The organism is Pseudomonas sp. 34 E 7 (genome assembly GCF_900005715.1).
GTDB lineage: Bacteria > Pseudomonadota > Gammaproteobacteria > Pseudomonadales > Pseudomonadaceae > Aquipseudomonas > Aquipseudomonas orientalis_A.
The window spans coordinates 36,431-63,002 of sequence record NZ_CVTX01000085.1 but is presented as its reverse complement, the minus strand read 5'-3'; the positions used below and the strand labels follow the sequence as shown (position 1 = coordinate 63,002).

At 61.2% G+C, this 26,572-nt stretch carries 20 protein-coding genes and 1 pseudogene; 7 read left to right on the top strand and 14 right to left on the bottom strand.

From position 1 onward, the window contains the following. The 3 genes and pseudogenes from BFP96_RS31115 to BFP96_RS05975 all read right to left on the bottom strand — a co-directional run. Nucleotides 1–166: pseudogene (locus BFP96_RS31115) on the bottom strand (MFS transporter); the annotation flags it as partial. A gap of 32 nt (nucleotides 167–198) precedes the next feature. After that, nucleotides 199–1,023, bottom strand: coding sequence for a hypothetical protein (locus BFP96_RS05980; protein WP_065897625.1), 825 nt, complete (start codon nucleotides 1,021–1,023; stop codon nucleotides 199–201). Nucleotides 1,024–1,057: 34 nt separating this feature from the next. Next, the gene (locus BFP96_RS05975) at nucleotides 1,058–2,251 is read right to left on the bottom strand and encodes an MFS transporter (protein WP_065895220.1); all 1,194 of its coding nucleotides are present in this window, start codon (nucleotides 2,249–2,251) and stop codon (nucleotides 1,058–1,060) included. Nucleotides 2,252–2,346: 95 nt separating this feature from the next. Between BFP96_RS05975 and BFP96_RS05970 the strand changes: the two genes are divergently transcribed. Continuing rightward, entirely contained in the window at nucleotides 2,347–3,258 is a 912-nt protein-coding gene (locus BFP96_RS05970) for a LysR family transcriptional regulator (RefSeq protein ID WP_065935818.1), read from the top strand. Between the two features lie 269 nt (nucleotides 3,259–3,527). Here the strand turns inward: BFP96_RS05970 and ettA are convergent, their stop codons facing one another. Next, the gene (gene ettA / locus BFP96_RS05965) at nucleotides 3,528–5,192 is read right to left on the bottom strand and encodes an energy-dependent translational throttle protein EttA (protein WP_065886915.1); all 1,665 of its coding nucleotides are present in this window, start codon (nucleotides 5,190–5,192) and stop codon (nucleotides 3,528–3,530) included. Nucleotides 5,193–5,477: 285 nt separating this feature from the next. Between ettA and BFP96_RS05960 the strand changes: the two genes are divergently transcribed. Continuing rightward, nucleotides 5,478–9,329 (top strand): sensor domain-containing protein, encoded by a 3,852-nt coding sequence (locus BFP96_RS05960; protein WP_065895223.1) that lies wholly within the window; start codon nucleotides 5,478–5,480, stop codon nucleotides 9,327–9,329. A 229-nt stretch (nucleotides 9,330–9,558) separates the two neighbouring features. Further along, nucleotides 9,559–10,812 carry a serine hydroxymethyltransferase gene (gene glyA, locus BFP96_RS05955; protein WP_065895218.1) on the top strand — a complete coding sequence of 418 codons (1,254 nt, stop codon included), beginning with the start codon at nucleotides 9,559–9,561 and terminating at the stop codon, nucleotides 10,810–10,812. A gap of 126 nt (nucleotides 10,813–10,938) precedes the next feature. Here glyA and yjiA read toward each other — a convergent pair whose 3' ends face one another. The 6 genes from yjiA to katB all read right to left on the bottom strand — a co-directional run bounded on the left by yjiA (nucleotide 10,939) and on the right by katB (nucleotide 18,258). Further along, entirely contained in the window at nucleotides 10,939–11,898 is a 960-nt protein-coding gene (gene yjiA / locus BFP96_RS05950; RefSeq protein WP_065935817.1) for a GTPase, read from the bottom strand. Between the two features lie 154 nt (nucleotides 11,899–12,052). Further along, nucleotides 12,053–12,250, bottom strand: coding sequence for a YbdD/YjiX family protein (locus BFP96_RS05945; protein ID WP_003176208.1), 198 nt, complete (start codon nucleotides 12,248–12,250; stop codon nucleotides 12,053–12,055). A 15-nt stretch (nucleotides 12,251–12,265) separates the two neighbouring features. Continuing rightward, on the bottom strand, nucleotides 12,266–14,332 hold the full coding sequence (locus BFP96_RS05940) for a carbon starvation CstA family protein (RefSeq protein ID WP_065886913.1): 2,067 nt from the start codon (nucleotides 14,330–14,332) through the stop codon (nucleotides 12,266–12,268). Between the two features lie 294 nt (nucleotides 14,333–14,626). Then, complete coding sequence (gene radA / locus BFP96_RS05935; RefSeq protein WP_032884669.1) at nucleotides 14,627–15,994, bottom strand: DNA repair protein RadA; 1,368 nt, start codon at nucleotides 15,992–15,994, stop codon at nucleotides 14,627–14,629. A gap of 35 nt (nucleotides 15,995–16,029) precedes the next feature. Continuing rightward, on the bottom strand, nucleotides 16,030–16,578 hold the full coding sequence (locus BFP96_RS05930; RefSeq protein WP_065895216.1) for an ankyrin repeat domain-containing protein: 549 nt from the start codon (nucleotides 16,576–16,578) through the stop codon (nucleotides 16,030–16,032). Nucleotides 16,579–16,716: 138 nt separating this feature from the next. Next, nucleotides 16,717–18,258: a catalase KatB gene (gene katB / locus BFP96_RS05925; RefSeq protein ID WP_065895215.1), complete on the bottom strand. Its 1,542-nt coding sequence runs from the start codon at nucleotides 18,256–18,258 to the stop codon at nucleotides 16,717–16,719. Between the two features lie 287 nt (nucleotides 18,259–18,545). On the opposite strand from katB, the gene mscL reads away from it, so the two are divergent. Beyond that, on the top strand, nucleotides 18,546–18,962 hold the full coding sequence (mscL, locus tag BFP96_RS05920; RefSeq protein ID WP_065886910.1) for a large-conductance mechanosensitive channel protein MscL: 417 nt from the start codon (nucleotides 18,546–18,548) through the stop codon (nucleotides 18,960–18,962). Between the two features lie 40 nt (nucleotides 18,963–19,002). On the opposite strand, the gene BFP96_RS05915 is transcribed toward mscL, so the two are convergent. After that, entirely contained in the window at nucleotides 19,003–19,779 is a 777-nt protein-coding gene (locus BFP96_RS05915) for a ferredoxin--NADP reductase (RefSeq protein ID WP_065895213.1), read from the bottom strand. Nucleotides 19,780–20,206: 427 nt separating this feature from the next. On the opposite strand from BFP96_RS05915, the gene BFP96_RS05910 reads away from it, so the two are divergent. Continuing rightward, a complete protein-coding gene (locus BFP96_RS05910; RefSeq protein WP_065895212.1) occupies nucleotides 20,207–20,917 on the top strand; it encodes a helix-turn-helix transcriptional regulator in 711 nt (236 codons plus the stop codon). 142 nt (nucleotides 20,918–21,059) lie between these two features. After that, nucleotides 21,060–22,184, top strand: coding sequence for a methyltransferase (locus tag BFP96_RS05905; protein ID WP_065935816.1), 1,125 nt, complete (start codon nucleotides 21,060–21,062; stop codon nucleotides 22,182–22,184). 68 nt (nucleotides 22,185–22,252) lie between these two features. Here BFP96_RS05905 and BFP96_RS05900 read toward each other — a convergent pair whose 3' ends face one another. From BFP96_RS05900 to BFP96_RS05890, 3 genes are read right to left on the bottom strand one after another with little or no spacing between them, the layout of a single operon-like run. Continuing rightward, on the bottom strand, nucleotides 22,253–22,420 hold the full coding sequence (locus BFP96_RS05900; RefSeq protein WP_065886906.1) for a DUF2474 domain-containing protein: 168 nt from the start codon (nucleotides 22,418–22,420) through the stop codon (nucleotides 22,253–22,255). A 12-nt stretch (nucleotides 22,421–22,432) separates the two neighbouring features. Then, nucleotides 22,433–23,440 carry a cytochrome d ubiquinol oxidase subunit II gene (gene cydB, locus BFP96_RS05895; RefSeq protein ID WP_065886905.1) on the bottom strand — a complete coding sequence of 336 codons (1,008 nt, stop codon included), beginning with the start codon at nucleotides 23,438–23,440 and terminating at the stop codon, nucleotides 22,433–22,435. A gap of 1 nt (nucleotide 23,441) precedes the next feature. Next, nucleotides 23,442–24,881 (bottom strand): cytochrome ubiquinol oxidase subunit I, encoded by a 1,440-nt coding sequence (locus tag BFP96_RS05890; protein WP_065935815.1) that lies wholly within the window; start codon nucleotides 24,879–24,881, stop codon nucleotides 23,442–23,444. A 319-nt stretch (nucleotides 24,882–25,200) separates the two neighbouring features. Here BFP96_RS05890 and BFP96_RS05885 point away from each other — a divergent pair, with 319 nt between their 5' ends. Next, nucleotides 25,201–26,451: an MFS transporter gene (locus BFP96_RS05885; RefSeq protein ID WP_065897634.1), complete on the top strand. Its 1,251-nt coding sequence runs from the start codon at nucleotides 25,201–25,203 to the stop codon at nucleotides 26,449–26,451. Nucleotides 26,452–26,572 lie beyond the last annotated feature (121 nt).

Genomic DNA, 26,572 nt, shown 5'->3' with positions numbered 1-26,572 from the left:
TGAGGCCGAACTGCGCTTGCCAGATCGGCAACAACACGTAGATCACATCGGTCAGCCCATCGTGCACGGCATGCGCGCCGCAACCGGCCACCAGGGAACGGCGACGCACGCTTGCCGGGTCAGGCGGCGACAACGACGGGGCGGCGGTGTGCTTCAGGGTGTTCATTCGGGTCAGTGGCTCTCAGGCAGAACGCCGGGTCAACCCAGCAACTTCGCACAGTCGTTCATCACGCTGGCTTTACGCTGCAGGTATTCGGCAAAAATATCGCGCGCCGTGGCGGGGTCCACTTCAACCTGCAGGGCGCTGGTGAACTCGTTCACCGCCGCCACCGCATGGGCGAAATGGTTGCTCTCGGTGCCGCCGGTGTGCACGGTGACCCAGGCCACCGTCGCCCGGGATTTTTCCGGCGGCACGCCCATGTCCCGTACGAACCACTGCGAGTACATCGGATGGATGAACTCCACTTCGCCGTGGGTATACACCTCGTGGATCAACGTGGTCAGCAAGCCCTGCAACAGGTCGCGATCACGCAGGCGACGGCTGTCGGTCCAATCCTTGAAGGCCTGGGCCGAGGGCAGGCAATTGTCCTTCAACATCCACTGGTCATCGCCGCACAGCGCGGTCGCCATGGTGTAGAACAGGTCCGCGTGCACGGTGTTGCCCAACGCGCCCAAGTCTTCATCGGTGATGCGCTGCAGGCTGCCGCAAGCGCGGTACAGCTGCGCGGCGGCAGCGGAACCGGCGTCGCAACGCGCCAGCAACGTAATCCGATTGGCCAGGCCGGACACACTGGCCGCCGAATTATTGGTCTTGGACCAACTGGCGAAGAACTTGCGCAGCACCGCTGGCGGATGCCGACGCGAGGTGAGTCGCGCAAACGCCTCTTCGATAGCCATCAGCGCCTCTTCCTCAGCCCAGAAGGCTTCGAACAGGGCATGCCGCAAGGTACTGGCCGGCATGTCATTCAATACCGGTTCGACGATCTTCAACAACTGGCTGCGCTTGATCAGGGTGTCAGTCATATTCACCTCTCATAATCCTTTATTGGATGAAACATCAGGCCGGTTTGCCGCGTTGGCCGGCGATCAGCGCCTGGGTGTTTACCGGTTTCCAGCCCAGCAGGGCGATCACCAGCGACAACAACTGAAAACCTGCGATCAATGCCACGCAGCCCGGCCAGCCCCACTGCTCCCAGAGCAGCGCCGGGGCCACGGCGCCGGCGCTGCCGCCCAGGTAATAGCCGGTCAGGTACAGGCCTACGGCGCCGGACTTGTCCTGCCCGGCCGTGGTGGCGATGTAGGCATTGGCGCAGGCCTGGGCCAGGAATACGCCGGTCGAGCTCAGGGCCAGGCCCAGCACGATCAGCCACAGGGACGGCAATAAGGTCAGGGCCGACCCGCAGAGCCCGAGGGCCACGGCGGCACTCAGTAACTGCGATTGCGGTCGCGATTTGCTCAAGCGCCCGGCAATGGGAATCACCACCAGCGCCAGCAGGAACACGGCATACAGTGTCCCCAAGGCGGCGGCGCCCAGGTTGAACGGCGCCTGGCTGAGATACAGCCCGGCATAGGTAAAGGTGGCGACTTGTGAGAACAGCACGCAGAAACCGACGCCATAGGCCGCCAGCAAGGGTTTGCGCAAAAGCCGGCGCACCCCGCGCGCGCCCACGACCGCAAGGTTGGGACGTGCCACTGGATTGGCCGGCAGCAACAACAGGATCAGCAGGCCCACCGCCAGGCTAATCACTGCCAACAGCTCGAAGGCTTCGCGCCAGCCGACATATTGGGTCATGACACCGGAGACAAAGCGCCCGGCAAACCCGCCGAGTACCGTACCTGCGACGTACAGGCTGGTGATCTCGGTGACGGTCGTTGCACGCCAGCGGTCGCCGATATAGGCCACGCTGGTGGCGAACACCACCGGGATCAACATACCCTCGATAAACCGCCACACCAGCAGCTCGGCAAAACTGTCCACATAGGCCGTCAGCAGCGTCGGCAGCGCCAGCAGCAAGGCGGCCGCGACAATCACTGTGCGTTGCTCGAAACGTCCGGTCAGGCGCCCGACAAACGGCGCAGTCAGCGCCACCGCCAGGGTGGTCACGGTAATGCTCCACCCGGCCTGCCGGGCGCTCACCTGGAAGCTTTGGGCAAACACAGGCAGGATGCTCTGGGTCGCGTAGAGATTGAGGAACGCCGCACAGCCACACAGAAACACGGCAAGGCGGGCGTGATGCAAGCGCGGGTTCATGGGACCTCTCGTCTTATTGTCGAGGATCTTTATAGAATGCCCAGCGTGGCGAACACCAATACCGAATTCGGACCGATCAATACCCAGGAAACAGAATGCTTGATTTACGCAAGTTACGTTACTTCCTGACGGTCGCCGAAGAGTTGCACTTCGGTCGCGCGGCGCAGCGCCTGCACCTCGCCCAGCCGCCCCTGACGCGGCAGATCTCGGCCCTGGAAACCGAGCTCGGCTTTCGTCTGTTCGACCGCACCAGCCGCACGGTCACCCTGACCGCCCAGGGCCGGCACTTTCTACCCTATGCCCGCGCCGCGCTGGAGCACGCCCGGCTCGCGCAGGACATTGCCGCCAAGCTGGCCGCCGGCGCCACCGGCCAACTGGTCGTCGGCTATGCCAGCTCCATCGCGCTGTCGGAGCTGTTCAGCCAAACCCTGCGAGCCTTCGCCCAGCGTTTTCCCGAGGTGCAACTGACCCTGGTGGAGAGCGCTTCCGGCAGCCTGCATGCGCACGTGCTGGACGGTCGCATCGACATCGGCATGAGCCGCCTGCTGCCGGAGCCCGGGCAAACCGACGTCGAGGTGTTGTCGTTGGGGCAGGAACCTCTGGTCGCAGCGCTTTGCAGCGACAACCCATTAGCGGGCCAGGACGAAGTCACCCTCGCCCAGCTCAGTGAGTTCCCGTTGATTCTGTTCCCCAGCGATTACGGTTCGGGCCTCAACGGTTCCATCGAGCAGCTGTATCAACGCCACGGCCTGGCGTTGCGCCCGGGCCCCGCGGGGCGCCAGATCACCTCGATCATCGCCCTGGTGGCGGCAGGCCAGGGTGTCTCGCTGGTGCCCCAGTGCACCCGCACGCTGGCCAGGCAAGGCGTGGTCTACCGACCATTGGCAGACCCCGAAGCCTGGGTGCACCTGCTGATCCTCACGCGCTCGCAATCACGCTCGCTGCTGGTCGAGGCGTTCATGGGGGTGGTCGGTGAATTGCTGCAAGGCCGGCCGGCGCTGGCATAATCCGGGCAAAAAAATACCCCTGCGCGAGGGTAATGCCGTTCAGTTAAGGCTTTTTGTAGGAGCGAGGGGGGCGCCTAGCTCTTGCTCGCGAAAAACCACAGGCGCCGCGTTCAATCAGGACACACGCGTTATCGTTGACGTTTTTCGCGAGCAAGCTCGCTCCTACAGAGGGCGATGTACGCTTAACTGAACAGCATTACCCTGCGTGAGGGGTATTTTTCTACAGGCTGCTGCGTACAGGCGCCGCCGAAGCGGCGCCTGTTGCCGAATCAGGCCAGTTTCTTGTGGCGTACCCGGTGCGGTTGGGCAGCGGCTTCGCCCAGGCGCTTTTTACGGTCCGCTTCGTACTCGGTGTAGTTACCTTCGAAGAACACCGCTTGCGAATCATCCTCGTAAGCCAGGATGTGAGTCGCCACGCGGTCAAGGAACCACCGATCGTGAGAGATCACAATGGCGGCGCCCGGGAAGTCCAGCAGGGCTTCTTCCAGGGAACGCAGAGTTTCAACGTCGAGGTCGTTGGACGGTTCGTCGAGCAGCAACACGTTGCCGCCTTCTTTTAGGGTCAGGGCCAGGTGCAAGCGGCCACGCTCACCACCGGACAGGTCCTTGACGAACTTCTGCTGGTCGCCGCCCTTGAAGTTGAAACGGCCCACGTAGGTACGCGCCGGGATTTCATAGTTGCCGATACGGATCTGGTCGGAGCCGTCGGAAATCTGCTGGAATACCGTCTTGCTGCCATCGAGGTCTTCACGGCTCTGGTCCACACAGGCCAGTTGCACGGTTTCGCCGATCTCGATGCTGCCCGAATCCGGGGTTTCCTTGCCCATCAGCATGCGGAACAGCGTGGATTTACCCGCACCGTTACCGCCGATAACGCCGACGATCGCGCCTTTTGGCATGGAGAACGACAGGTTGTCGATCAGCACGCGGTCGCCGTAGCCTTTGGAAACGTTCTTGAACTCGATGACCTTGTCACCCAGGCGCGGACCGGCCGGGATGTAGATCTCGTTGGTCTCGCTGCGCTTCTGGAATTCCTGCGACTGCATTTCTTCAAAGCGTTGCAGACGGGCCTTGGATTTGGACTGACGGGCCTTGGCGCCTTTGCGCACCCACTCCAGTTCTTCCTTCATGGCTTTTTCATGGGCCGATTGCTGCTTGGATTCGGCGGCCAGACGGTCGGACTTGGCTTCCAGCCAACCGGAGTAGTTGCCCTCGTAAGGGATACCGGCGCCACGGTCGAGTTCGAGGATCCAGCCCGCGACGTTGTCCAGGAAGTAACGGTCGTGCGTGATCGCTACCACGGTGCCCGGGAAATCGTGCAGGAAGTGCTCCAGCCAGGCGACGGAATCGGCGTCCAGGTGGTTGGTCGGTTCGTCGAGCAGCAGCATGTCGGGAGCCGACAGCAGCAGGCGGCACAGGGCCACACGGCGCTTCTCGCCACCGGACAGGAACTCGACCTTGGCGTCCCAGGCCGGCAGGCGCAGGGCGTCGGCGGCGACTTCGAGCTGGCGCTCCAGGTTATGACCGTCGCCGGCCTGCAGGATGGCTTCGAGCTTGGCCTGTTCGGCGGCCAGCTTGTCGAAGTCGGCATCCGGCTCGGCGTAGGCGGCGTAGACCTCGTCCAGGCGCGCCTGGGCGTCCTTGATCACGCTGACGGCCTCTTCGACCACTTCACGCACGGTCTTGGTCGGGTCCAGGATCGGCTCCTGGGGCAGGTAGCCGATGTTCAGCTCCGGCATCGGGCGGGCTTCGCCTTCGAACTCGGTGTCGACGCCGGCCATGATTTTCAGCAGCGTGGATTTACCCGAACCGTTGAGGCCGAGCACGCCGATCTTGGCGCCAGGGAAGAAGGACAGCGAAATGTTTTTCAGGATTTCCCGCTTCGGCGGAACAACTTTTCCCAGCCGATGCATGGTGAAGACGTATTGAGCCATGGTGAACCTAGCGTCAGTGACTGATGAATTAAGCGGACGAAGCCCGTGCCAGGCCATGCGCCGCGCGGGCCGTTGACTATCATCAATGCCGGCGAGCGAAAAAAAGCCTGAATATCTGGGGCTGGAACGCCCCCGCGTAACCGGCAAAGCTACCTGAATGCGCTGGGGCAGTCCAGCCAGGCGGGACTGGCACTTTGCCACAACTCAAGGCATGCTAGCCGCCCTCCGGGCGTCCGGCTTATAGTGCACGTCGCGCGCCAGTCCAGCCAACCGCAGGATCACAGCTTGTCCAAAGTCACGCCGCCCACGCCCTTGCGCGCCGCTCATCTAGCGCCAGGAGCGCCCCTGCACGGCACCTTTAAAGGCGCGTTGGCGACGCTTGTGCTGGTGTTGCTCGCGTTATTGTTCTGGCAACTGCTCGACCAATTGCAGCAGAACCAGAAAAACCAGCAGCAATACACCATCGACTACAGCGCCGACCTGGCCGAACAGATCAGCCAGAACATGGCCCTGAGCGCACAGATTGCCTTGAATCTGCTGCCGATGGTCGAACCGCCGCGCAACGCCGAACAACAACAGGCCCTGATGCGCACGTTGCAGCGCTCATTTCCCGAATTGCGCAGCTTCGCCCTGCTCGCCCCCAGCGGCGCGCTGATCAGCGACACCGCCGGCGACAGCCAGGACAGCGCCCTGCTCGAAGAACTGGTCAAGCGCAGCCACGCCCAAGCCTATTACCTGAGCAACGACAGCGACGGCACCGTCATCTATCTGTTGCTGCACCAGCCCAGCGGTGGCTCGAAACTGTACTGGGCACTGCGCCTGACGCCCACTTACCTGGCCAACCTGACGCGCCAGGATGCCCAGGGCCAGCGCCCGATGTGGGCGATCGAGAACCGCCTGAACCACCGCGTGGTCAGCCGCGACAGCGGCATGCCAGCACCCTGGGCCACTGCGTTGACCCCGGACGAGTTGAATAAAAGTGTGCTGGTCACACCCTTGAGCAAAAGTGACTGGCAACTGCACGGGCTGTTCGACCGCAGCGCGGTGCTCGAACAACTGCTGCCGGCCTTTATCGGCAAATGCCTGCTGGGCCTGGCTTTTTCGCTGATCCCGGTGATCGTGCTGCTGAACATGCGCCGGCGCCAGCGCCAGGTGAATGAGGGCCGCCGACGTTACCAGGATATTTTCGAAGGCACCGGCGTGGCCTTGTGCGTACTCGATCTGTCGGGGGTGAAGGCGTTCTGCGACAAGCCCCAGGTGCAGGACAGCGAACAATTGCACGCCTGGATGCAGGCCAACCCCGCCGAGCGGCGCAAACTGCTCAAGGAGTTGCGCGTCACCGAGATCAACCAGATGGCGGTGCGCCTGTTGGGCGTCAGCTCCTGCGAGCAGGCCTGGGAGCGCCTGATTGACGATGGCCCGCACAATGCCACCTCGATCGGCCACCAGGTGCTGGAAGCCGTACTGACCCGGCAAAAACAACTGGAGCTGGAAATCCAGCTCAACGATGTGGCGGGCAATGAACAATACCTGTGGCTGGTCATGCGTCTGCCGGAACAGCAGGATGACATCAGGGCGGTCATCCTCAGCATCAGCGATATCACCAGCCGCAAGCTGATCGAGCTGTCGCTGGTCGAGCGCGAGAGTTTCTGGTCGGATGTGGTACGCACCGTGCCCGACCACCTGTATGTGCAGGACGTGGTCAGCCAGCGCATGATCTTCAGCAACCATCACCTGGGCCATACCCTCGGCTACAACAAAGCCGAACTGCAGAAAATGGGGGAGTACTTCTGGGAAATCCTGCTGCACCCCGAAGACGCCGAGCATTACCAGGACGCGCGTCAACAGCAACGCGAGGTGGGTTATACGACCCAACTGCACTGCCAGCTGCGCTTTCGTCACCGCAACAACCAGTGGCGACGCTTCGACATTCGCGAACAGGCCCTGGCCACGGACACCTCGGCGGCGGTCACACGGATCATCGGCGTGGCCAAGGACATCACCGACCAGATCGAGGCCAGCGAATCCCTGCGCGACAGCGAACAACGCTACCGCATGCTGGCCGAAAGCATCAGTGACGTGATCTGTTCCACCGACAGCCGACTGGCCCTCAACTACGTCAGCCCATCGGTCAACGCCGTGCTGGGGTACGACGTGGACTGGGTGTTCAAGAACGGCTGGCAGTCGATCATTGCCAACCCGCAGCAGCTCACCGGCATGTACGGCCTGATGGAGCAGGTCAGCCGTGCCGTGGGTAATCCCGAGGCGCTGAACAGCCTGCGCGATGAGGTGCAGACCCAACTGTTCCTGTTCGACTGCCTGCGCGCCGATGGGCGCAAAGTGCCGATCGAGCTGCGCGTGGTGCTGGTGTGGGACGAACATGGCGCGTTTGAAGGCATCCTCGGCGTCGGCCGTGATATCAGCCAGCAACGCCGCGCGGAAAAAGACCTGCGCATGGCGGCCACGGTGTTCGAACACTCCACCTCGGCGATCCTGATCACCGACCCGGCCGGCTATATCGTACAGGCCAACGAAGCCTTCAGCCGGGTCAGCGGTTACGCCGTCAGCGATGTACTCGACCAGTTGCCGAACATGCTCACCGTCGACGAACAGCAGGAAGCCCACCTGCGCTACGTGCTCAAGCAATTGCACCAGCACAGCACCTGGGAAGGTGAAGTGTGGCTCAAGCGCCGCAATGGCGAGCACTACCCGGCCTGGGTCGGTATCACGGCCGTGTTCGATGATGAAGGCGACCTGGCCAGCTACGTGTGTTTCTTCAGCGATATCAGCGAGCGCAAGGCCAGCGAACAGCGCATCCACCGCCTGGCCTACTACGACGCCTTGACCCACCTGCCCAACCGCACGCTGTTCCAGGACCGCCTGCACACCGCGTTGCAATCGGCCGAGCGGCAGAAATCGTGGGTGGTGCTGATGTTCCTCGACCTCGACCGCTTCAAGCCGATCAACGACTCCCTGGGCCATGCCGCCGGCGACCGTATGCTCAAGGAAATGGCCACGCGCCTGCTCGGTTGCGTGGCCGAAGACGACACCGTGGCACGGATGGGCGGCGACGAGTTCACCCTGCTGCTGCAACCGCGTATCAACCGCGAAATGGCGCTGAACCGTGCCATCACCGTGGCCGAGCAGATCCTGGCCAGCCTGGTGAAGCCGTTCGTGCTCGAAGGCCGCGAATTCTTCGTGACCGCCAGTATCGGCATCGCCTTGAGCCCCCAGGACGGTAACGAGCTGAGCCAGCTGATGAAGAACGCCGACACGGCGATGTACCACGCCAAGGAGCGCGGCAAGAACAACTTCCAGTTCTACCAGGCCGACATGAACGCCAGCGCCCTGGAACGCCTGGAACTGGAAAGCGACCTGCGCCACGCCCTGGAACAGGACGAATTCGTGCTCTATTACCAGCCGCAGTTCAGCGGCGACGGCAAACGCCTGACCGGCGCCGAAGCCCTGCTGCGCTGGCGCCATCCACGCCGCGGCCTGGTGCCGCCGGGGGATTTCATTCCGGTGCTCGAAGAGCTGGGGCTGGTGGTGGATGTGGGCGATTGGGTGATCAGCGAAGCCTGTCGCCAGCTCAAGACCTGGCACCAGAACAAAGTGCGAGTGCCGAAAGTCTCGGTCAACATCTCGGCGCGACAGTTCTCCGACGGGCAGTTGGGCACGCGCATCGCCACCATCCTCAAGGACACCGGCCTGCCACCGGCGTGCCTGGAGCTGGAGCTGACCGAAAGTATCCTGATGCGCGAAGTCAACGAAGCCATGCAGATCCTCGCCAGCCTGAAAAACCTGGGGCTGAGCATTGCGGTCGACGACTTCGGCACCGGTTATTCATCGCTCAATTACCTCAAGCAATTCCCCATCGACGTCCTGAAGATCGACCGCACCTTCGTCGACGGCCTGCCCTCCGGCGAGCAGGATGCGCAGATCGCCCGCGCCATCATCGCCATGGCCCACAGCCTGAACCTGGCGGTGATCGCCGAGGGCGTGGAAACCCACGAGCAGTTGGACTTCCTGCGCGAGCATGGCTGCGATGAAGTGCAGGGCTACCTGTTCGGGCGGCCGATGCCGGCGAATCGGTTCGAGGCGCAGTTCAGCAATGATGCGCTATTCATGTTTGACTGAGATGTGTGGTGAGGCCACTGGCCTCATCGGGGGCAAGCCCCCTCCCACACTTGAATGTGTTCGCAGATCAAAATGTGGGAGGGGGCTTGCCCCCGATGAGGCCGGCACAGTCCCCCCCCACACCCAGATGAGCCCCACTTGTCCGCGACATGATGTCCTTTCATATGCCATCCAAAACCCATTGGGTTAGAATGCCCTCCTTTTCTGCCCCCGATCCTTGAGGACCGCCATGTTCAGCCGTGATTTGACTATTGCCAAGTACGACGCCGATCTCTTCGCCGCCATGGAGCAAGAAGCCGTGCGCCAGGAAGAGCACATTGAGCTGATCGCTTCGGAAAACTACACCAGCCCTGCGGTGATGGAGGCTCAAGGTTCGGTGCTGACCAACAAGTACGCCGAAGGCTACCCAGGCAAGCGCTACTACGGCGGTTGCGAATACGTCGACGTGGTTGAGCAGTTGGCCATCGACCGTGCCAAAGAACTGTTCGGCGCCGATTACGCCAACGTCCAGCCCCACGCCGGTTCCCAAGCCAACAGCGCGGTGTACCTGGCCCTGCTGCAAGGTGGCGATACCATCCTGGGCATGAGCCTGGCCCACGGCGGCCACCTGACCCACGGCGCCAGCGTGTCCTCCTCCGGCAAGCTGTACAACGCCGTTCAATACGGTATCGATGCCAACGGCCTGATCGACTACGACGAAGTCGAGCGCCTGGCGGTCGAGCACAAGCCAAAAATGATCGTGGCCGGTTTCTCTGCCTACTCGCAGATCCTGGATTTCCCGCGCTTCCGCGCCATCGCCGACAAGGTTGGCGCCTACCTGTTTGTGGACATGGCGCACGTGGCCGGTCTGGTCGCTGCTGGCGTCTACCCGAACCCGGTGCCTTACGCCGATGTGGTCACCACCACCACCCACAAGACCCTGCGCGGTCCACGTGGCGGCCTGATCCTGGCGCGCGCCAATGCCGAGATCGAGAAGAAGCTCAACTCCGCCGTATTCCCGGGCGCCCAGGGTGGCCCGCTGGAACACGTGATCGCGGCCAAGGCGATCTGCTTCAAGGAAGCGCTGCAGCCTGAGTTCAAGACCTACCAGCAACAAGTGGTCAAGAACGCCAAGGCCATGGCCGGCGTGTTCATCGAGCGCGGTTTTGACGTGGTGTCCGGCGGTACCGAGAACCACCTGTTCCTGCTGTCGCTGATCAAGCAGGACATTTCCGGTAAAGATGCTGACGCTGCCCTGGGCAAAGCCTTCATCACCGTGAACAAGAACTCCGTGCCGAACGACCCACGTTCACCGTTCGTCACCTCCGGCCTGCGCTTCGGCACCCCGGCTGTGACCACCCGTGGCTTCAAGGAAGCCGAGTGCAAGGAACTGGCCGGCTGGATCTGCGACATCCTGGCGGACCTGAACAACGAAGCCGTGATCGACGCGGTACGTGAGAAGGTCAAGGCCATCTGCAAGAAGCTGCCGGTGTACGGCGCGTAATACTAAGAAGCCCACTGTAGGAGCGAGCTTGCTCGCGAAAAACGTCAACGGTAACGCGTGCATCCTGGAAGCACGCGTTACCTGTGAGTTCTTCGCGAGCAAGCTCGCTCCTACAGGTGGGCTTTTTTATGCCCGGTAGACCCTGGCAAACCCTTCTCGAATCTTGTCTTCCGGCAATTCATCGGCAATAAACACAATCACACTTTCCCGCGTCTCACCTTCGGCCCACTCGGTGTCCCAGTCGAAGCCGTAGAGCTTCAGCACGCCCTGGAACACCATGCGCCGATCCTCTCCGGCAATGTTCAGCACGCCCTTGTAGCGCAGCAGTTGCTTGCCATGGTCTTCCAACAGTTCGTTCATGAACTCACTGAGGCGGTCTATATCCAGCGGCTGGTCGGTGCGCAGCACCAGGCTGGAAATACGGTCGACCGATGGCGCAGCACTGACCGGGCGCAGGCTCATGCCGGCGTTGAGGTTGAAGCCGCGCACATCCAGTAACTCGGCGAGGTCGATCTTGCCATGCTCCACCACCCGGATTGGTGCGCGGCGATTGATGCGGGTCAGGCGTTCGCTGAGGGCGTTGAAGGAGGCTTCGTCCACCAGGTCGCGCTTGCTCACCAGCAGGCGGTCGGCAAAGCCGATCTGGGCCTGGGCGATGGTCTGGGTCAGGTGTTGCTCGGCGTGGGCCGCGTCCACCAGGGTGATGATGCCGTCAAGGATATAGCGCTCGCGCAGTTCCTCATCGATAAAAAAGGTCTGGGCCACCGGCGCGGGATCGGCCAGGCCGGTGCACTCGATCACCAGGCGGTCGAAGGCGATTTCGCCGCTGTCCAGCCGCTCGAGCAGCAAGTACAGCGCCTTAGTCAAATCGGTGTGGATGGTGCAGCACACGCAGCCGTTGGAGAGGGTCATGACCTGTACCGGCTCTGTGCCCAACAGTTGGGTATCGATGCCGGCATCACTGAATTCGTTTTCGATCACGGCGATCTTCAAGCCGTGTTCGGCCTTGAGCAGATGACGCAGCAAGGTGGTCTTGCCGGCGCCGAGAAAGCCGCTGAGCACGGTGACCGGAATGGGAGAGGACACAGACAGTTCTCCTTATATCTGAAGGAACACAAAACAAATGTGGGAGGGGGCTTGCCCCCGATGGCGGTGTGTCAGGCACTGATGTGTCGCTGATACATCGCTATCGGGGGCAAGCCCCCTCCCACATGGAATCACTACTGGCCCGAGTGCCGGGTCAGCAGCACTTGGGCCCACCCTTGCCGCCGTAACGGGCCTCCTGGCGTTCGCGGAAGAACGCCTTGTAGTCCATCATCGGCTTGTCCGGGTGCTTGGTTTGCATATGCTCGACGTACGTGTCGTAGTCGGGCATGCCGACCATCAGGCGCGCGGCCTGACCGAGGTATTTACCGAGGCGACTGATGTCATTGAACATGGGTGCAATCCTCGGTTATGCGTCCGGTACGGCCTGGAACGGCGCTTCTTTATCCGTACGCTCTTTGTTGCCCCAGGCGGCAATGCCGACCTTGAGCGCATAGAACAGGATGCTGAACACCACGAACAGGAACAGCGCCGTCAGCGTTGCGTTGGTGTAGGCGTTGTAGATCACGTGCTGCATCTGGTCGATGCTCTTGGCTGGAGCCAGGATCTGACCGTTGGCCAGGGCATCGCTGTATTTCTTCGCCAGCGACAGGAAGCCGATTGCCGGGTTGGCGTCGAACAGCTTGATAAAGCCCGCCGTGGTGGTGCAGATCAACAGCCAGACGGCCGGCACCAGGGTCACCCAAATGTAGCGCTGACGCTTCATTTTGATCAGCACAACCGTGGCGAGCATCAGCGCGATCCCGGCCAGCATCTGGTTGGAGATACCGAACAGCGGCCACAAGGTGTTGATGCCGCCCAATGGGTCGATCACGCCCTGGTACAGCAGGTAACCCCACATCGCCACACAACCGGCGGTGGCGATCAGGTTGGCGGTCCAGGATTCGGTGCGCTTGAGCGACGGCACGAAGGAGCCGAGCAGGTCCTGCAGCATGAAACGACCGGCACGGGTACCGGCGTCGACTGCCGTCAGGATGAACAGCGCTTCGAACAGGATCGCAAAGTGGTACCAGAACGCCATGGTGTTTTCACCCGGCAGTACGCTGTGCAGGATCTGCGCGATACCGACCGCCAGGGTCGGTGCACCGCCGGCACGGGCCAGGATGGTGGTTTCACCGATGTCATGGGCCACGGCCGACAGCGCCTCGGGGGTGATTGCAAAGCCCCAGCTGCTGACGGTCTGCGCCACGGTCACCACGTCGCTACCGACAATCGCCGCCGGACTGTTCATGGCGAAGTACACGCCAGGCTCGATCACCGACGCAGCAACCATCGCCATGATGGCTACGAACGACTCCATCAGCATGCCGCCGTAACCGATGTAGCGCGCATGGCTTTCATTGGCCAGCAGCTTGGGCGTGGTGCCCGAGGAGATCAGCGCATGGAAACCGGAGACCGCGCCGCAGGCAATGGTGATGAACAGGAACGGGAACAGGCCGCCCTTCCACACCGGGCCGGTGCCGTCGATGAACTGGGTAAGCGCCGGCATTTTCAGGTCAGGCATGGTGACCAGGATGCCAATCGCCAGCGCGATGATGGTGCCGATTTTCAGGAAAGTCGACAGGTAGTCACGCGGGGCCAGGATCAGCCACACCGGGAGTACTGCGGCAACAAAACCGTAGCCGATCAGCATCCAGGTGATCTGGATGCCGGTAAAGGTGAAGGCCTTGGCCCACACCGGGTCAGCGGCGATCTGCCCGCCCAGCCAGATCGAACCCAGCAGCAACAGCACGCCGATGATCGAAATCTCGCCAATGCGGCCCGGACGGATGTAGCGCATGTAAATGCCCATGAACATCGCGATCGGGATGGTCGCCATCACCGTGAAGATGCCCCACGGGCTTTCGGCCAGGGCCTTGACCACGATCAGCGCCAGCACCGCGAGGATGATGATCATGATCAGGAAGCAGCCGAACAGCGCAATGGTCCCGGGAATGCGGCCCATTTCTTCGCGGACCATGTCGCCCAGGGAACGGCCGTTACGCCGGGTGGACAGGAACAGAATCATGAAATCCTGCACCGCACCGGCCAGCACCACACCGGCAATCAGCCAGAGCGTGCCGGGCAGGTAACCCATTTGCGCCGCCAATACCGGGCCGACCAGAGGCCCCGCGCCGGCAATCGCCGCAAAGTGGTGACCGAAAAGAATGTGTTTGTTGGTCGGCACGTAGTCCAGACCGTCGTTGTTGACCACTGCGGGAGTTGCCCGCCGTGGGTCCAGTTGCATCACGTTATTGGCGATGAACAGGCTGTAGTACCGGTACGCGACCAGGTAGATGGCCACCGCAGCAACCACAATCCACAAGGCGTTGATCGCCTCGCCGCGGCGCAAGGCCACTACGCCGAGGGCGCATGCTCCTACGATTGCCAGCACCAGCCAGGGTAGATGGCGTAGCAGGCTATTATTATTTTTCATTTTTATATTCCAGCCAGGGTGGACAGAAAGGACAGCCAGCCCGAGTTTAGCGCTGTTGGCCTTAAAGGCCACCCCCTTCCTTGGTCTAGAGCCTTGCCGAGGCAAAAAAAGCGGAAATAAAGGCTGGATGATGGCGCAGCGGTGGCGGCATTGCTGGAAACCTGGAATCCAACACAGGTCAAAATGTGGGAGGGGGCTTGCCCCCGATAGCAGTGTGTCAGGCGCTGATAGATTGACTGACCTGCCGTCATCGGGGGCAAGCCCCCTCCCACATGGGTTTTGCGGTGTTGGTGATTACTCGAACAGCGCATCCAGCGCCTGTTCCAGGCGCGTGACCCCAATCACCTGCAACCCTGGCGGCATTTCCTTCGGCGCATTGCCCTTGGGCACGATCGCCCGCTTGAAGCCATGCTTGGCCGCCTCTTTCAAGCGCTCCTGGCCACTGGGCACCGGGCGCACTTCGCCCGACAACCCCACCTCGCCAAACACCAGCAAGTCATGGGGCAACGGCCGGTTGCGCAAGCTGGACATCACCGCCGCCATCAACGCCAGGTCGGACGCGGTCTCCAGCACCTTGACCCCGCCCACCACGTTGAGGAAGACGTCCTGATCGTGAGTCGGAATGCCGCCATGGCGGTGCAATACCGCCAACAGCATGGCCAGGCGATTCTGGTCCAGGCCGAGGGTGACCCGGCGCGGGTTGGCCAGATGGCTGTCATCCACCAGCGCCTGGACTTCCACCAGCATCGGCCGGGTGCCTTCCCACGTCGCCATCACCACGCTGCCTGGGACTTCTTCCTGAGCGCGGGTGAGAAAAATCGCCGACGGATTGGAGACTTCTTTCAGCCCGCGGTCGGTCATGGCAAATACACCCAACTCGTTCACCGCGCCAAAACGGTTCTTCACCGCCCGCAGCAACCGCAGGCGGCCATCGGATTCACCTTCGAAATACAGCACGGTATCCACCATGTGCTCCAGCACTCGCGGCCCGGCCAGCGCGCCTTCCTTGGTCACGTGGCCGACCAGGAAGATCGCCGTGCCGCTCTGCTTGGCATAGCGCACCAACAGCGCCGCGCTTTCACGCACCTGGGATACGCCGCCGGGCGCCGATTGCAGTTGCTCGGTGAAAATCGTCTGGATCGAGTCGATCACCATGACCTTGGGTTTTTCGATGCGCGCCGTGGCGATAATGCTTTCGATGCAGGTTTCGGTCATGACCCGCAGTTGGTCCTGGGGCAGGCCCAGGCGACGGGCGCGCATGGCCACTTGTTGCTGGGACTCTTCCCCGGTGACGTACAGCGCCGGCATGCGGCTGGCGATGCTGCACAGGGTTTGCAGTAGGATCGTGGATTTACCGATACCCGGGTCACCGCCGATCAGCACCACGGAGCCGTCCACCAGGCCACCGCCCAATACCCGGTCCAGCTCGCCGGAGGCCGTGGAGAAACGCGGGATCTCTTCGACGCTGACTTCGGCCAGGGTCTTGATCTGCGCTTGTTGCCCGGTCCAGCCGGCGCGGCCGGTGGGCGCTGCGGCGCCACCGCTTTCAATCATGGTTTCAGTCAGGGTGTTCCACGCACCGCACTCGCCGCACTGGCCCGCCCATTTGGGAAAGGTCGCGCCGCACTCGGTGCAGCCGTACATGCGCTTGGCCTTTGCCATTGAAGAACCTCCAACCGAAAAACCGCGATGATAGCTCAGCGCGGCGCCGGGGTCCGGATTTCACCGCTGGCCAAGCGTGAAGCGCTGTTGCCGATGGGGTCTTCGGCGTTCAGGTCGGCGCCTTTGGCCTTCAATTCGCTTAACAATTCCACGCGTTTAAATAGCCCGGCGTACATGGCGGCCGTCTGCCCCGCGCCGTTGCGTTGGTCGGGGTTGCAGTCGGTGGCCAGCAAGCGCTGGGCGATTTGCAGTTCGCCTTTGAAAATCGCGCCCATCAGCGCGGTGTTGCCGCGCTTGTCCTGCACGCAGGCGTCGGCGCCGGCGGCCAACAGGCGCTCAACGTAGGCGCTTTGGCCGTGATAAGCGGCGAGGATCAAGGCGGTGTAGCCCTTGTCGTCCTGAGTATTCAGGGCATAGCCCGACTCAATGAAAGTGTTGAGCATGTCGAGGTCGCCACGGCGGGCGGCGTCGAAATAATAATCCTGAAGCTGCGCCTTGAGCGCACCAGGGTCATTGGAGGGGGGTTGTTCGGCCAGCACACTGAACGAACAGCAGGCCAGCAGTGCCCATATGAACGTACGCATGATCAAGATCCTTGAGAAAGATCCCCTTGCAGGAGCGCGCTTGCTCGCGAAAAACGTCAACGATAACGCGTGCATCCTGGATAAATGCGTTGCCTTTGAGTTCTTCGCGAGCAAGCTCGCTCCTACAGGAGGGCGTGGTTAGTCAGTCAGTTTGTCAGCCAGTGCTTTCACACGCGCCAAGTCACCCTTGGCCACCTTGGCCACACCGGTGCCGTATTCCGGGTCGGCCTTGTAGAGGAACGACAGGATGATGTGCTTGCTTTCATCATCGGTGGTCGCCAGCGAGCCGCCGAAGTTGTCGATCAGGTCCTGACGCTCTTTCTTGCTGTAGGAGCGATACAAGTCACCGGCCTGCTTGAAGTTCTGCTCACGCTGAATCTTCGCCTGCTGGGTGCTGCCCGACAGCGGCGACTGGCTGTAGCGCGCAGCCTGCGGCTCTTCCCGTGGCAACAGGCGGCTTGGCTGGTAGTTCACGCCGGTGGTGGTCTTGCCGAAGTTCAGCGCGCCGTCCTGGTTGCCGTTGTTGACGGTGACCCGTGGGGCGTTGATCGGCAGTTGCAGGGCATTGGCGCCCAATCGGTACATTTGCGTGTCGGCGTAGGAGAACACCCGACCTTGCAGCAGGCGGTCTTCCGAAGGTTCGATACCCGGCACCAGGTTGGCCGGGGCCATCGCCACTTGTTCGGTCTCCTGGAAAACATTGCCCGGGTTGCGATTGAGCACCATTTGCCCGACTTTGCGCTCCGGCACATTCGGCCAGATCTTGGTGGCGTCCAGCGGGTCGAAATCGAACTTGGCCAAGTCTTCAGGTTTCAACACCTGCACATACAGGTCCCACTTGGGGAAGTCGCCCTTGTTGATATGGGTGACCAGGTCATTGGTCATATGGCTGTAGTCACGCCCTTGCACTTCGGTGACTTGCTTGGGGTCAAGGTTCTTGATGCCTTGCAGGCTCTTCCAGTGAAACTTGACGTAGTGCACTTCACCCTTGGCGTTGATCAACTTGTAGGCATGTACGCCGTTGCCGTCCATCTCCCGGTAACTGGCCGGTGTGCCGGAGTCCGAGTACAACTCGGTCAGTGTGCGTGTGGACTCGGGAACATGGGAGAAGAAGTCGAAACGACGCGAGTCATCGTCCAGGTTAGTGCGCGGGTCCGGTTTGAACGCGTGGACCATGTCCGGAAACTTGATGGCATCGCGAATGAAGAACGTCGGGAAGTTATTACCGACCAGGTCCCAGTTGCCTTCGGCGGTATAGAACTTGGTGGCGAAGCCCCGTGGGTCGCGCAGGGTTTCCGGGGAATGGTTTCCGTGGACCACGGCCGAGAAGCGCACGAATACCGGCGTGGCTTCACCGGCGGCAAATACCTTGGCCTTGGTCAGGTCGCTGAGGTTGTCGGTCACGGTGAAGGTGCCATGGGCGCCCGTGCCACGGGCATGCACCACGCGCTCGGGGATACGTTCGCGGTCGAAGCGCTGCAGCTTCTGAATCAATTGAACGTCCTGCAGCAGCACGGGGCCATTGGCGCCGGCCGTCTGCGAGTTCTGGTTATCGCCAACGGCGGCGCCGTTGTCACGGGTCAGGTTGGCGGCTTGCACGGAGAGGGTCAGCAGGCTGGCGGTCACCAACGCCAAGGCTTGGCGTGCCGACACGGGCCTGCGATTGATTGAATGGTTCATCAAGGTTTCCTCTGGTTTTTTTAGTGCACATTCAGTTGTGCTTGCCAGAGGCTAGTGACCTGCGGGTCAGAAGATAAATAGAAAAACCCCACAGGCCCGATTGAGAAAAAAATGTGGTAACCCGCTGAAATTAGGCCTATTCCGCGCGCGATTGGTGGCACTTTGCAAACTAATTGCGTTTTAATGTGTCGATTAAAACCAACAGTGTTAAAGGTTGTGTCGCGCGAGCCCGCTACGACTGACTTACACTGACCTCCACCCTTCTCATCTGTAACAAGGAATAACTTATGGGCGTGATCAGTGAGTTCAAGGCCTTCGCGGTCAAAGGTAATGTGGTCGACATGGCCGTCGGTATTATCATCGGCGCCGCGTTCGGCAAAATTGTTTCCTCGTTTGTAGGCGACGTGGTAATGCCGCCCCTCGGCCTGTTGATCGGTGGCGTGGACTTCGGCGACCTGGCAATCACGCTTAAAGCCGCGCAAGGCGATGCACCCGCCGTGGTGCTGGCATACGGCAAGTTCATCCAGAGCGTGGTCGACTTTTTGATCGTCGCCTTCGCCATCTTCATGGGTGTAAAGGCGATCAACCGCCTCAAGCGCGAAGAGGCCGTAGCCCCGAGCCTGCCGCCGACGCCGACCAAGCAAGAGGTGCTGTTGGGCGAGATTCGCGACCTGCTCAAGGCACAGAACGACAAACCGCTCTGACCGGCAGATGCAAAAAGGCGCCTCGTGAGGCGCCTTTTTTTTACCAGTAGTTTTCCACCGCCACCTGGCCCGGGCGTCGGCTCAGGCTCAGTTGCATGTCGCGCTGCTTGAGCAACTGGCGCGTGTCATCGACCATCTGCGGGTTGCCGCAAATCAGCACGCGTGAGTGCTGCGCTGTCAACGCGATGCCGGCCGCGCGCTCCAGCTCCCCGTTCTCGATCAAGGTAGTGATACGCCCGTTCAATGCGCCCGGATGCCGCTCGCGGGTGACGATAGGGATGTAGATCAGCTTGTGGGCGTATTCGGCCAGGTATTCGCGCTCGCCCAGTTCCTTGATCAGCGTCTGGTAGGCCAGCTCCCTGGCCTCGCGTGCGCTGTACACCAGGACGATACGTTCGAACTTCTCCCACACCTCGAAATCCTGCAGGATCGACAGGAACGGTGCCACCCCGGTGCCGGTTCCCAGCAGCCACAGATCACGCCCGTCTACAAAGCGGTTCAGCGTCAGAAAGCCGGTGGCCTGGCGCTCCACCAGCACGCTATCGCCGACTTTCAGGCGGCTCAACTCACTGGTGAACTCGCCGCCTGGAACCACGATGGAAAAGAAATCGAGGTATTCGTCAAACGGTGACGACACGATGGAATAGGCGCGCCACACGGTACTGCCATCCGCCTTGGTGACGCCCAGACGCACGAATTGGCCGGCGGTAAAGCGAAAACCGGCATCACGCGTGGTGCGCAGGGTGAAAAGGCTGGGAGTCAGCGATTGCACATCGAGCAAGGTCTGGCGGGTAAATTTCTCAGCACTGGCCGTCATGGGGGGCTCCGTTTTGCACAGGGCCGTAGTGTCTCTCAAAGCGCGCCGCGCAAACACCGCTGATTGGTAATGGCATTACAGTCAACCGAGTCGACGGCCCTGTCAGGCGGGTAACAATCGGTGACAAATAGCGTCCCAACACCGAACTAAACATTTCGCTATGAATACGCCCGCAATACGCAACAACACGAAAGCGAACGTACCGATGGCGTCACTTTGACATCATTCGTAACTAATTGAAAAACTGCGCTCTCTTCCATAAGTCCGACTAAAGCCCAGTCCTTGTCCACTCTGTTACAGCCTGACCCAAGGCAGTCAAGGAGTTTTTTTTCAGCCCCACAAGTAAGACTTATCCTACACTTTCCATTCAAGTCGCATTGGGATGAGGACGTACCCAAGTCACACGAAAACCTATGGAGAGCAATCGATGGTCAAATGGCGCAATACACGGCTGCCCAAGCTTGAAGGCGAGAGCGAAATCACCAGCGTGTTTGAAATGGTCGTCAATCACACGTATGAATTAGGATTCCAACATTGCTCATTTACGATGAGTTCTCAAGCCCCAAGCAACCAAACAGACCCCATACATCTTGATAACCATCCCAGTGAATGGAGAAATATTTACAAACGAGCGCATTTCTTCGAAATAGACCCTGTTGTATCCCACTGCAAGAACAGTGTCCTGCCCATTGTCTGGGACCCGAAAACGTTTAGCAGTACCCCCCAGCTGTGGGAGTTGGCCCAGTCGTTTGGGGTGCACTTGGGCTGGAGTCAGGCGGTCCATGATTTCCAGGGTGTGTTCAGCATGCTCACGCTGACGCGTGGCAAAGGCGAGGTCAGCCCCGAAGAGCTTTACGAAAAAGCCGGGCAGGTGTTGTGGCTCTGCCATGCGATGCATGCAGTGGTTGCAAAAAAATACGCCGACAAAGCCCATATCAACACGCCCAGCAAGTTGACCGCACGGGAGACGGAGGTCCTCAAGTGGTCCGCCATGGGCAAGACCGCTTCCGAGATCGCGGCCATTCTCTGCCTGTCCGAGCGTACAGTGGGCTTTCATATCAGCAGTACCTTCAAGAAGCTTGGCGTGCACAATAAGATCCAGGCCGTGCTCAGTGCCTCTAAAGCAGGACTGTTTTGACCCAAACAAGAAACACCGCATGTCATCGCGTTGAAAAAAAAGTAACATTTGCGGCCCATTCTGAGTGTTGATTCAGCCCTTTCACAGGTTGCCTCGCCGTTCACTCAGACGGTTCCGTCGATTACCCAGAGCCTCCCCCGCCATGCCCCTGCTTGACAGCCCCTTCGCCCAGCTCGATTTGATCCGTCAGCCCGAGCAACACAATGATCCGCTGCAAGCCTTCGATGCCGCCGACGAATACCTGCTCAGCCACCTCGCCGGCCAGCAACCCCCTGCGGCAACCCGTGTGCTGGTACTCAATGACAGCTTCGGCGCCCTCGCGGCCAGCCTTGCAGGCCAGGTGCAGGTGACCTCCAGCGGGGACTCGTTCCTCGCCGCCCAGGGCCTGGGAAAAAACCTGGTGCGCAACGGTAAAGCCTTTGATGCGGTAACGTTCGTACCGGCCAGCCAAGTGCCGGTCGGGCCGTTCGATCGGGTGTTGCTGCGTGTGCCGAAGACCCTGGCGCTGCTCGAAGAACAGTTGATCCGGTTGCACGGGCAACTCGCACCGGGCGCCGAAGTGATCGCCGGGGCCATGGTCAAACACTTGCCACGCGCCGCCGGTGAACTGTTGGAGCGTTACATCGGACCGATGCATGCCACGCTCGCGGTCAAAAAGGCCCGGCTGCTGATCGCCACCGTCGCGCAGCGCCCCGCGCCCGTATCGCCCTACCCTACCCGCTACTCGCTGGATACCCCGGCCATCGAACTGCTCAACCATGCCAACGTGTTCTGCCGCGAAGGCCTGGACATCGGCACGCGCGCGTTCCTGCCGCACCTGCCGAACAACCTGGGCGGCGCCCGCGTGGCCGACCTTGGCTGCGGCAACGGCGTATTGGCAATTGCCAGCGCGCTGCAAAATCCCGATGCGCACTACACCCTGGTGGACGAGTCCTTCATGGCGGTGCAGTCAGTTGCCGAAAACTGGCAGGCCGCGCTGGGCGGACGTAATGTCATCGTGCGCGCTGATGACGGCCTGGCCGGCCAGGCCCCGCAGTCGTTGGACGTGGTGCTGTGCAACCCGCCTTTCCACCAGCAGCAGGTGGTGGGCGACTTTCTCGCCTGGCGCATGTTCCAGCAGGCGCGGGAGGCGCTGGTGGTGGGTGGCGCGCTGTATATCGTCGGTAACCGTCACCTGGGTTATCACAGCAAATTGGCGCGCCTGTTCCGTGGCGTCGAACAAGTGGCAGCCACGCCCAAGTTCGTCATTCTCAAGGCGCGCAAATAAAAAAACCCTGCCCTTCCGGTAAGAAGAGCAGGGCTGAAAAACCGGGCCGCAAAGCCCGGATCGGGATGTCAGTGGGTAGTCAGCCCGGCCGCGTTCATGAACATGCGCATCAGGCTGGCGACGATAAACAAGGCCAGCACACTGCCGGTCCAGATCATCGCCAGCCATCCAAGGCGCCGCCACAGCGGCTGTTTCTCGGCCTGTTCGATATCGTGCAACGAAGGTTTGCCCGCCATGCTGCGACCCTCCTAGTGATAACCGTCTTCATGGGTGACCTTGCCGCGGAACACGTAGTAGCTCCAGAAGGTGTAGCCCAGGATGAACGGAATGATGAACAAGGTGCCCACCAGCATGAAGCCCTGGCTTTGCGGCGGCGCGGCGGCGTCCCAGATCGAGACTGACGGTGGAATGATGTTCGGCCACAGGCTGATCCCCAGGCCGCTGTAACCCAGGAAGATCAATACCAGCGTCAGCAGGAAGGGCGTGTAGTGCGCCCGGCGTGCCACGGCGCGGAACAACCCGTACATCGTCACCAGCACCAGCAGCGGCACGGGCAGGAACCAGAACAGGTTCGGCAGGGTGAACCAGCGCGAGGCGATTTCGGCGTGGGTCAGCGGCGTCCAGAGGCTGACGATACCGATCACCGCCAACACCACGAAGGCCAGCGGGCGCGCCAGGTTGTGCATCTGTTCCTGCAACTTGCCTTCGGTCTTCATGATCAGCCAGGTGCAGCCGAGCAAGGCATACGCCACGATCAACGCCACGCCGCAGAACATGGTGAACGGGGTCAGCCAGTCCAGCGAGCCGCCGGCGAACTGGCGATTCACCACCGGAATGCCATCGATAAACGCCCCCAGCGCCACGCCCTGGAAGAACGTGGCCGTCAGCGAGCCGCCGATAAATGCCTTATCCCACAGGTGGCGCTTATGGTCCTTGGCCTTGAAGCGGAACTCGAAGGCCACGCCACGAAAGATCAGCCCGATCAACATCAGGATCAGCGGCAGGTACAACGCCGACAACACCACCGAGTAGGCCAGCGGAAACGCACCGAACAAGCCCGCGCCGCCCAATACCAGCCAGGTTTCGTTACCGTCCCACACGGGCGCCACGGTGTTCATCATGACGTCGCGGTCGGTCTTGCCCTTCACGAACGGAAACAGGATGCCGATGCCCAGGTCGAAGCCGTCCATCACCACGTACATCATGATGCCGAAGATGATGATCACGGCCCAGATCAGCGGAAGATCAATGCCCATCTCAATGCCCCTTGTGCTGGATGTCGTCGTGGTCGTTATCGGTGCCATCATCGGCAGCGGACAACGGACGCGCCGGGGTACGTTTCTGGCCAGGTCCACCCTGGGTCGGCTCGGTGACCTGGTAAACCACAGGCCCTTTGCGCACCAGTCGCATCATGTAACCCAGGCCCGCGCCGAACAGCGCGAAGTACACCACCACGAACAGCACCAGGGTGATAGTCATCTGCGCCAGGCTATGCCCGGAAGAGGCATCCGCCGTGCGCATCAGCCCGTAGACCACCCACGGCTGGCGGCCGATTTCGGTGGTGAACCAGCCGGCGAGAATCGCGATCAACCCCGAAGGGCCCATCCACAACGCCAGGTACAGGAACGGCTTGGACGTGTACATCTTGTCCCCACGGCGCAGCCACAGGCTGAACAAGCCCGTGAAGATCATCAGGAAACCCAGGCCGACCATGACCCGGAACGACCAGAACACCACGGTCGAATTAGGCCGGTCTTCAGGCGGGAAGTCCTTGAGCGCCGGCACCTGTTTGTCCAGCGAGTGAGTCAGGATCAGGCTGCCCAGGTAAGGGATTTCCACCGCGTACTTGGTTTTTTCCGCCTTCATGTCCGGCCAGCCGAACAGGATCAGCGGCGTGGGTTCATTGCCGATGTTTTCCCAGTGACCTTCAATCGCGGCGATTTTGGCCGGTTGGTGCTTCAGGGTATTGAGGCCGTGGAAGTCGCCGATCACCGCCTGGATCGGCGCGACGATCAAGGCCATCCACATTGCCATCGAGAGCATCTTGCGGATCGCCGGGTTGTCCTTGCCGCGCAGCAGGTGCCAGGCCGCCGACGAACCGACGAAGAACGCCGTGGCCACGAAGGCAGCGGTGGCCATGTGCGCCAGGCGGTAGGGGAATGAGGGGTTGAAGACCACGGCGAACCAATCGGTGGGGATCACGCGGCCATCGACGATTTCAAAGCCTTGGGGCGTCTGCATCCAGCTGTTGGAGGAGAGAATCCAGAACGTCGAGATCAGCGTACCGATCGCCACCATCACGGTGGAGAAGAAGTGCAGGTTGCGCCCCACCTTGTTCCAGCCAAACAGCATCACCCCCAGGAAACCGGCTTCGAGGAAGAAGGCGGTGAGCACCTCGTACGTCAGCAGCGGCCCGGTGATGGCGCCGGCGAAATCCGAAAAGCGGCTCCAGTTGGTGCCGAACTGGTAAGCCATGACCAGGCCCGAAACCACACCCATGCCGAAGTTGACGGCAAAGATCTTCGACCAGAAATGGTAGAGGTCACGGTAGGTGTCATTGCGGGTCTTGAGCCACAAGCCCTCCAGCACCGCAAGGTAACTGGCCAGGCCGATGGTGATCGCCGGGAACAGGATGTGAAACGAGATGGTGAACGCAAATTGAATTCGGGCGAGATCTAGCGCCTCCAAACCGAACATAAGTCTTCCTCTGTCAGGTAATACCGGCTGCGGGCTCGGAGCCTGCACCCACTGCCCCTACGGATATGGAGTGTGGCGAATTTCAATTCGTTTCTTTTTTTACCCGTCACGCAGGGAGTCTGGCCTTTCGACCGCCAGAACAATCCCCTGGCAGGTTTTGATCTGGATCAAGCATTGTTGAAAGAGTAGTCCCATTTGCACTGTCCGGTTGTGTGGTCTTTTGCCGCGTGACAGCTTGCCTCACCCGAGTTATTGCAACTCTTTGTTACAACATAATGCTAATCTCGATGTTCCCTTCGGCCCCCGACCTGTACGCCCAATGCCTAGCGAACCTGCGTTGCTGTTACGTCACCACCGCCCTTTTATCGCGTTCTGGCTGGCGCGGATCTTTACCGCCAGCGGCTTCCAGATGCTGACCGTGGCCATCGGCTGGAACCTCTACCAACTGACCGGCAATGTGCTGGACCTGGGATTGGTCGGCCTGGTGGAGTTCGTGCCGCGTGTGCTGTTCATGCTGCACACCGGGCACGTGGCCGATCGCTATGAGCGACGCAAGGTCGCTGCCATCTGCCAGACCGTCCAGGCGCTGATTGCCCTGTCCCTGGCCATCGGCGGGCTGACCGGCAACGTGACCCGCGAGATGATCTTCATTCTGGCTTTCCTGCTGGGCGCCGCCCGTTCATTCGAAATGCCCACCACCCAGGCAATGCTGCCCAGTATCGTACCCAGCGCACTGTTCCCCCGGGCCGTGGCGTCGTCGCAATCGGCCCAGCAATTGGCGACCATCGTCGCCCCGGCCCTCGGCGGCTTGCTCTACGCGTTCGGCAGCGTGTGGGTGTACGGACCGACCGTGGTGCTGTACCTGATCGCCTGCGGACTGACCCTGAACCTGCCCGCCCGCCAGACGCCGCTGAACAAAGGCAAGGCCACCCTCGACTCGTTGCTGGCCGGGATTCGCTTTATCCGCAGCCGGCCGGACATCCTCGGCGCCATCTCCCTGGACCTGTTCGCCGTACTGCTGGGCGGCGCCACCGCGCTGTTGCCGGTGTTCGCCAAGGACATCCTGTTGACCGGCCCCTGGGGCCTGGGCCTGCTGCGCTCGGCACCGGCGGTGGGGGCGCTGCTGATGTCACTGTGGCTGGCACGCTTTTCGGTGGACCGCAAAGTGGGACGCGTAATGTTCACCGCCGTCGGCGTGTTCGGCGTGGCGACCATCGCGTTCGGCCTGTCGACCTCGTTCTGGTTCTCCCTGGCCGTACTGGTGGTCCTCGGCGCGGCGGACATGATCAGCATGGTGATCCGGGCTTCATTCGTGCAACTGGAAACGCCGGATGAAATGCGCGGCCGAGTGAGCGCAGTCAACGGCTTGTTTATCGGCGCATCCAATCAACTGGGTGAGTTCGAATCGGGCATCACCGCGCACTGGTTCGGCACTGTGCCCGCCGTCGTCATGGGCGGCGTGGGTACACTGGTGGTGACCGGAGTGTGGATCAAACTGTTCCCGACCCTGGCCAACCGCGACCGTATGCATGTTCCGGTGGAAGAAACGGCCTTGAAAACCACCGCCTGACCCGCGTTGACAATAAGGTCAAATGTGGCAGGGGGCTTGCCCCCGATAGCCATAGGTATCTACACAACTCAGCAGCGCCCAACCGTAACCACGATGCGAAGCGAGTCGCTCTTGATCTTGA